Source organism: Janthinobacterium violaceinigrum, assembly GCF_009208555.1.
In the GTDB taxonomy this organism is placed as follows: domain Bacteria; phylum Pseudomonadota; class Gammaproteobacteria; order Burkholderiales; family Burkholderiaceae_D; genus Janthinobacterium; species Janthinobacterium violaceinigrum.
In genome coordinates this window covers 38,851-46,021 of sequence record NZ_WFLI01000043.1, presented here as the reverse complement: position 1 = coordinate 46,021, position 7,171 = coordinate 38,851, and the positions used below count along the sequence as shown (strand labels likewise).

Below are 7,171 nucleotides of genomic sequence, written 5' to 3'. Positions count from 1 at the left end.
CACCCGTTCGCCACTCGCCACCAGAGCAAGCTCCGTGCTGCCGTTCGACTTGCATGTGTAAGGCATGCCGCCAGCGTTCAATCTGAGCCAGGATCAAACTCTTCAGTTTAATCTCTGTTACTTTGCCGTTTTACCGGCACCATCATTGCTGATGGGTCGCTCACTCAAAAAACTGACAGGCTACTTCCGAAGAAGTATCCTATTTCATTATTTCTTGTGAACATTTGATATTTTAAGTATTACAGCAATCCGAAGATCGCTGCTGCACTGACATCAAATGTCCACACTTATCGACTGTTAATTGTTAAAGAACTGTATTCGGTTACTGCTTTCGCGCTATCGACAAAGCGTTGTGTTTGTCAGCTGCGAAGAAGGAAGAGTATGAAGCATTTCAGCACAATCGTCAACTCCTTCTTTTTACTACCCAGCCCCGGAAGACTGTCCCTTTTGTGCCGCAAACTAGTGCGTCTCGTTGGGGAGGCGAACTATAGCAAAGCGCCCCTGTAGAAGCAAGGCTTTTCCGGGGTATTTGCGGCCAGCTGCTACAATTTCGCCCCCTCAGCGCAAATCCGCGTCCATCCATAGAAGATTCACCATGAAACAACAAGCTCAAGGATCAGGCCTGACCCTGAAACGAGCTGGCTTTACCACTGGCTTCGGCGTGCTCGCCGCCACCCTCGGTTCCGCAGTCGGTCTCGGCAATATCTGGAAATTCCCATACCTGACGGGTGCCAATGGCGGCGCCGGCTTCCTGCTCATCTATCTGCTCGCTACCTTATTAGTAGGACTGCCCGTGATGATCGCGGAAATCACCCTGGGGCGCCGCGCCAAGGTCAATCCGATTTCCACCATGGAACAGCTGGCACCGAAGGGCAAGCCCTGGTGGCTGGTCGGCGTCATCGGCATGGTCGCCGCCTTCCTGATCGTCGCGTTCTATTCGGAAGTGGTGGGCTGGGTGTTTGCCTATATCGCCAAGGCCATCGACGGCTCCATCCTCAGCAGCGACAAGCTGGTGACGGAAGCGGCCTTCGCCTCCCTGATCAGCAATCCTTGGCAATCGCTGTTCTGGCAATGGGGCGTGCTGCTATTTATTGGCGGCATCTTGATGCTGGGCGTAACCAAGGGCATCGAAGCGATCGCCAAGAAACTGATGCCGCTGCTGTTCCTGCTGCTGTTGCTGCTCTGTGCGGTCAGCCTGTCGCTCGATAAAGCGGGCGAAGGCCTGGCGTTTCTGTTCCGTCCCGATTTTTCCAAGCTGACGGCGTCCGTCGTGCTGACGGCCATGGGCCTGGCCTTCTTCAAATTGTCTGTCGGCATGGGCACGATGATGACCTACGGCAGCTATTTCCGTGATGACCAGAATATCCCCGTGACCACCTTGCGCGTGATGGCGGCCGACCTTGGTGTATCAATGCTGGCCGGCATCGCCATCTTTCCCGCTGTGTTCACGTTTGGCTTCGCCCCCAGTGCGGGGCCGTCGCTGGTGTTCATCACCATCCCCGCCGTGTTTTCGCAAATTCCCATGGGACAAGCTTTGATGGTGGTGTTCTTCATCCTGGCCGCCGTGGCCGCCACGGGCGCGATGCTGTCGCTGATGGAAGTGCCCGTGGTAATTTTCCATGAACGCTTCGGTTGGACGCGCACCAAGTCCACCATCGTGACCATGCTGCTGCTGGCCGTGCTCGGTTCCGTGTGCGCCCTCAGTAACAGCAGCCTGGCCGATTTCAAGCTGTTCAATTTGAATATGTTTGATCTGTTCGACTTTGTCTCGTCGAATATCTTCCTTCCCGTGGGCGGCATTGCGATTGCCTTGTTTACAGGCTGGGCCTGGGGCAAGCAGCATTTCATCGAAGCGATCAGCAATCACGGCCAGTTGCAAAATAAAACCTTGGCGCATGTGCTGCTGTTCCTGCTGCGCTTTGTCTCGCCCGTGCTGATCCTGATCGTGATGCTGAAAGGTTTACAGGTCTTCTGATCAGAGTACCCGGGTGTAGGTCTGGCGCACCAGCACCCGGTCGCCGCAATCGAAATGCCACCATTCGCTGTTGATGCCAAAGAAGCCCGCCTGAAACATGGCGTCGCGCAGCAATCGGCGATGCGCTACTTGCTCCTCCGTAATTTCCCCCTTTTCCAGCAAAGCCAGCTCCAGTGCCGGGTGCGAGCGCTCACTCAGGTCGTCAAAACCCGTGCCCATATCCAGCTCCTGTCCGTCGGGGCCCACGATGGTGATGTCGAGCGCCATGCCGAACGAGTGAATCGAACCGCGCGACGGTTCCGCGATATAGCCAAGCAGCTCCGTTCCCTGCAGCGCGTCCCACAATTGCTGCTGCACCCGCTGCGGACGCAAGGCGTCGAGCACCAATAAATGATGATCGGGGCGATGCTGCCTCAGCCAGGCCACGGCCTGTTCCAGCGCGGCAGCCGCATCGCGGTGCAGCCAGGCGCAATCGATGGGGCTGTATAAGTCGCGGCCCACGAAATTGTCGGGCGTGGCGTAGCGCAAATCGATGGCAATGCCAGCGATGCTGCTCAGGTGGCGAAATTGCGGATCGCTGCCGACCGCTTCCAATTGCAAACTTGCAACAGACATCAGACTCCTCTTTCCAGGCAATTGCGTGCCGCCACGCCGATGCTGTCGGCCAGGCGCCGCGCGCCATGCGACAGTGGCGAGTGGCTCGCCGTCAATAAATACAGTTGAATCGGTATCGTGGGCGCCCAAGGCCGGCGCTGCAACCGCTCGGGTGAACCGGACGCAGCCGTGAATGGGTCGACCACGGCCATGCCGGCGCCCGCTTCCACCAGGGAACGGGCAATTTGATAGGTCTGCACCACGGTGGAAAACACGGGGTGAATGTCCTGCGCCTCGCAGGCGGCCACCACCAGTTCGCCCAGCGGATCGTTGTCCGCATGGCCGATCAGCTCGCCATTGAGGCCATGCGCCGTCAACGGCGTGCCGCAATCGGCCGCATGCCAGGTGCCGGCAGGCGCGATCACCGTCATGACGCCTTGCGCAATCGGTTCGGCCACGATGCCCGGATGACGCGGGTCTTGCAGCGACACGGCCAGGTCCGCTTCACCCAGACGCAGGGTATTAACGATCTCGCCCGTGTGGTGGGTAGCCAGCTGGCAACGCGTATGGGGAAAGTCGCGCCGCCACTCCGTCATGGCGAACGGCAAGACGCTGATGGCGATCGTCGGCGTGGACACCAGGCGGATGGTTTCCACCGCATGGCCCTTCAGGCTGGCTGCCAGGCGGCGGATGCCCAATAAATCGCGGTTGAGTTTTTCCGTCTCGACAAACAAACGGTGCGCCTCGGGCTTCGGATACAGCTTGCCCCGCACGCGCTCGAATAGCGGCATGCCCAGTTGCAACTCGCAGTGCTGCAAGACCTTGGTCACGGCCGGCTGCGAGATATGCAGCACCTGGGCCGCACCGCTGATGGTGCCAACTTGCATGATGGCGTGAAATACTTCGATATGACGCAGCCGCATGAGCTATTCCTTTACCTTGCCGTGGCCACCAGGGCCGTCCACGTTCAGCATATAAGAAAAAGTCATGGGCTGGAACGGTCGTGCTACTTTGTTGCAACAGCCGGGGCCGGTGTCGTCAGCACTTCCAGCAGGGCCGCCGTTTCGCCATCGGGCGTGCCGTCGAACAGCTTGTTGCGGTATTTCATCTGGAAAGCGATCAGCACATTGCGCGTCGCTTCGTCGAACACGCCCGTAGTCGGCGTGGCATAGCCATGCTGGGCCAGTTTTTTCTGGAACCAGACGGCGTCCGGCACCTGCTGATCAAAAATGAGGCGCTGCGTGGCGACACGGTTGGCGTCCGGCCACACGATCAGGCCCGCATCGGCCAGCTGGCGCCATGGGAACAACGGGCCCGGGTCCTGCTTGCGCTGCGGGGCGATCTCGTTGTGGCCCAGGATATTTTCCGGCGCGATGTTGTAGCGGGCCTGGATATCTTTCAACAGGGGAATCAGCTCATCGATCTGTGCCTGCGGGAATGGATACCAGAGGCGGCCTTCCGGCGTGTCCTTGTAGCCTGGGTTGACAATCTCGATGCCGATCGAACTGACATTCAACTGTGTATACGTCTTCCAATTACTCACACCCGCGTGATTGGCCTGGCGCGATTCGTCGACCAGCACGTAAAACTTCGGCTTGTCCGTGTCGGTCAGCAAATAATGGCTGCTGACCACTTGTTCCGTCAGAATCTTGATCGAGCGGGGTAGGTCGCTGACCGTGTAATGGATGACGATGAATTTCACGCGCGGGCTCTGGCTGCGCGCGCTCAAGCTATGGTCGAGATGCGGCGCGGGCGTGGTACAGGCGGAAAGCAGGGCCACCAGCAGGGCGAGGGCGATTTTTTTCATGAAAGATCCGTGTTCGGGTTAATAAAATAGTCAGTCTTTGCCAGCATACAAGCTGGCCGTCCTCGCTGCCAGCTTGGCCGCTGCCTCATGCGAACGAGCAACTTTTTGCTCCATCGTCAACGATACAGGCAAAGCGGCGCGCATGGCTGCCGCGATGGCCGGGTGCAATTGCGCCGCGCGGCCCGCCAGCACCACGGGACGGGGACCGTAGCGCGCCGTCAGGGCCAGCGCCAAGCGCGCCAGTTCCTGTCCCGCACGCTGCAAGATGTCCAGCGCCAGCGGGTCGGCGTCCGCACTGGCGGCCACGGCCAGGGCCAGCCGGCCGATGGCGCCCCGGTCCTGGCCATACATGAAGGCGCGCGACAGAGACCAGTCGCTGCCGCCCAGTTGCGCAAACACGGCCTGGGCCATGGGCGAGCCTTGCCAGCTACCGGGCGCCTCGTCTTCACCGCGCCAGATGTGGCGCAAGGCTTCGCGCGCGATCCAGTAGCCGCCACCGCCGTCGTCGAGCAGCACGCCACGCCCGCCCGCGCGGTGAAACACGCCATCCGCATCGATCCAGGCAGCAATCGACCCCGTGCCAGCGTAGACCAGATAACCTTGTCCAGGTTCAAAACTGTCGCGATAAGCGATGTCGATATCGTTGCCCAAGCGCACGTTGCTGGCGTCCAGCGCCAGCAATTCTGCCAGCATGGGCGCCAGCGCCGCATCGTCGCCGCCGAAACCCGTCAAGCCCGCCACCACGGCACGGGGCTGGCCGATGGCCAGCACGGCACGGCACAGCTTGGTAAACGTGGCGTGCACGGCTGCGCGGCCCGCATCGCTGCTCATTTGCAAGGCAGACAAGCCTTCCACGGCGCCGTCGGCCACGATGGCGCCGTCCACGGTGGCCAGGGCCCAGCGCGTCTGCGTGCCGCCCGCGTCGATGCCCAGGCCCAGCACGGGCGCTGCATTATTGGCTGTAGGGAAGGAAATCATGGCATGAGTGTAAAGCCAAGCTGGGCTTGCAGGCATGAAAGCTTGCGCATGTTTCATGCCTGCAGGTTATGGACTACCGGTGATACGGCAAAGTTACTTGGCAACCGTCGTAAACGGTTCGCGCACGGTGACGCGGGGGCTTTCATTGCCGAGACGGTCCACGGCGCTGACGACTACCGCATTGACTTTGCCAGTGGCATCATCGACCAGGGTCAGCTCGCCTTGCACGCCCGTGACCACCGTAAAACGCCAGTCTTCGCCGTAGCGGGCCCAGACGGCGTACTGCGCCACGGGTTTGCCGCCGCCCGCCGCCAATTTGACGTTCAGGCTGGTGGAATCGCGGCGCAAGGCCAGCACGGGCGTAGCGGGCGCCTCCTTGCCCAGCCACGGCGTGGCGGGAATCAGGGCCGGGCTTTGATACACGGTTGCCTTGAGCTGGTCGCTGACACCCTTGCGGTTCTGCATCAGCGGCACCATGCTGAAATGCACCTGGCCATTCGCGCCGGGGCGCGTGCGCGTCACTTCGATCTGCTTGATGATCTCTTGCGGCGTGAAGGACTTGGCGGAATTGTCGATCCGGCTCGTATATAGACCCGGCCACACGTGGCGGCCATACGGATTTTGCGCCAGCCAGTAGTCGAGCAGCACGCCAAACGCTTGCGGTGCCTGCGCCACGGGCCAGTACAGCTGCGGCGACAGGTAATCGAGCCAGCCCTTGGCCAGCCACAGTTCCGCATCCGCATACAATTTGTCGTACTGGCTGAAGCCGACGATGCCGGCAGGCCGGCGGTCCGGACGGCCGATGCCGAACGGGCTGATGCCGAAACGCACCCAGCTCTTCTCGCGGTGGATGCCTGTATACAAGGCTTCAATCAGCTGGTTGACGTTCTGGCGGCGCCAGGAAGCACGGTCCAGCTGACCACCGGCCAGCAGATATTGCTGCCAGGAAGGCTCATCGGGAAACGGCAGTTCGCGCTTGGCGCCGCCACTGCCCGCGTCCAGCGCGGCCGTTTCCGCGCCGGCGCCGGCGCCAGGCGCGTCGATCGGATATGGATAAAAGTAATCGTCGATGTGCACGCCATCGATATCGTAGCGACGCACCACGTCCAGCACCACGTCTGTCGTATGCTTGGAGGCGGCGGCATCGCCCGGGTCCATCCACAGGTAGCGGCCGTATTGCTTGACGGACGCCGGGTTGGTGGACGCAAAACTGTCGCGTGCCAGCGGCGACTTGGCCGTCGCGTGGCGGGCCCGGTAGGGATTGAACCAGGCGTGCAGTTCCAGGCCGCGCGCATGCGCCTGGGCCACCCAAAAGGCCAGCGGATCATACAGGGGCAATGGCGGCTGGCCTTGCTTGCCGGTCAGATACTCCGACCACGGCTCCAGCTGCGAAGGATAAATCGTGTCGGCGCTGGGCCGCACCTGCAGCACAATCGCGTTCAGATTCAAGGACTTGGCGCGGTCGAGGATAGCCAGCGCTTCCGCTTGCTGCTTGGCGACCGGCAAATTGCTGCGGCTGGGCCAGTCGATATTGGCCACCGTCGACACCCAGGCGGCGCGGAACTCGCGCGGCGCCGGCGGCGGCACTTCGCCCGTGATGTGCTGCACGGGCGGCACGGCCGGCAAGCCCGCTTCTCCTGGCGTCACGGCGGAAGGCATCTTGGTGCTGGTACAGCTGCTGAGCAATGTGGCGGTGGCCAGCGCGGCCAGCACGCCGGCGCTGGCGCCCAGGCGTTTTTTAAAAGTAGACAACAAAACAATTCCTTGCAGTGGTGGAGCGCAGGTCTATCGGTGGGGCATTTTACTGTGCGCCCGCC

At 61.2% G+C, this 7,171-nt stretch carries 6 protein-coding genes and 1 rRNA gene; 1 reads left to right on the top strand and 6 read right to left on the bottom strand.

Going from position 1 to position 7,171, the window contains the following annotated elements; all coding sequences use genetic code 11:
• Positions 1-109 (bottom strand): 16S ribosomal RNA (locus tag GCN75_RS25280); the annotation flags it as partial.
• 486 nt (positions 110-595) lie between these two features.
• Here GCN75_RS25280 and GCN75_RS25275 point away from each other — a divergent pair.
• Entirely contained in the window at positions 596-1,975 is a 1,380-nt protein-coding gene (locus tag GCN75_RS25275) for a sodium-dependent transporter (protein WP_152284836.1), read from the top strand.
• Here GCN75_RS25275 and GCN75_RS25270 read toward each other — a convergent pair whose 3' ends face one another.
• From GCN75_RS25270 to GCN75_RS25250, 5 genes are all read right to left on the bottom strand, one after another.
• Complete coding sequence (locus GCN75_RS25270; protein WP_152284835.1) at positions 1,976-2,590, bottom strand: M15 family metallopeptidase; 615 nt, start codon at positions 2,588-2,590, stop codon at positions 1,976-1,978.
• Positions 2,590-3,492: a LysR family transcriptional regulator gene (locus GCN75_RS25265; protein ID WP_034782805.1), complete on the bottom strand. Its 903-nt coding sequence runs from the start codon at positions 3,490-3,492 to the stop codon at positions 2,590-2,592. Before GCN75_RS25265 ends, GCN75_RS25270 begins: the two co-directional genes overlap by 1 nt.
• Before the next feature lie 83 nt (positions 3,493-3,575).
• A complete protein-coding gene (locus GCN75_RS25260; protein WP_152284834.1) occupies positions 3,576-4,376 on the bottom strand; it encodes an N-acetylmuramoyl-L-alanine amidase in 801 nt (266 codons plus the stop codon).
• A gap of 30 nt (positions 4,377-4,406) precedes the next feature.
• A complete protein-coding gene (locus GCN75_RS25255) occupies positions 4,407-5,354 on the bottom strand; it encodes a BadF/BadG/BcrA/BcrD ATPase family protein (protein WP_226941563.1) in 948 nt (315 codons plus the stop codon).
• Positions 5,355-5,447: 93 nt separating this feature from the next.
• A complete protein-coding gene (locus GCN75_RS25250) occupies positions 5,448-7,109 on the bottom strand; it encodes a glycoside hydrolase family 10 protein (protein WP_152284832.1) in 1,662 nt (553 codons plus the stop codon).
• Positions 7,110-7,171: the final 62 nt, after the last annotated feature.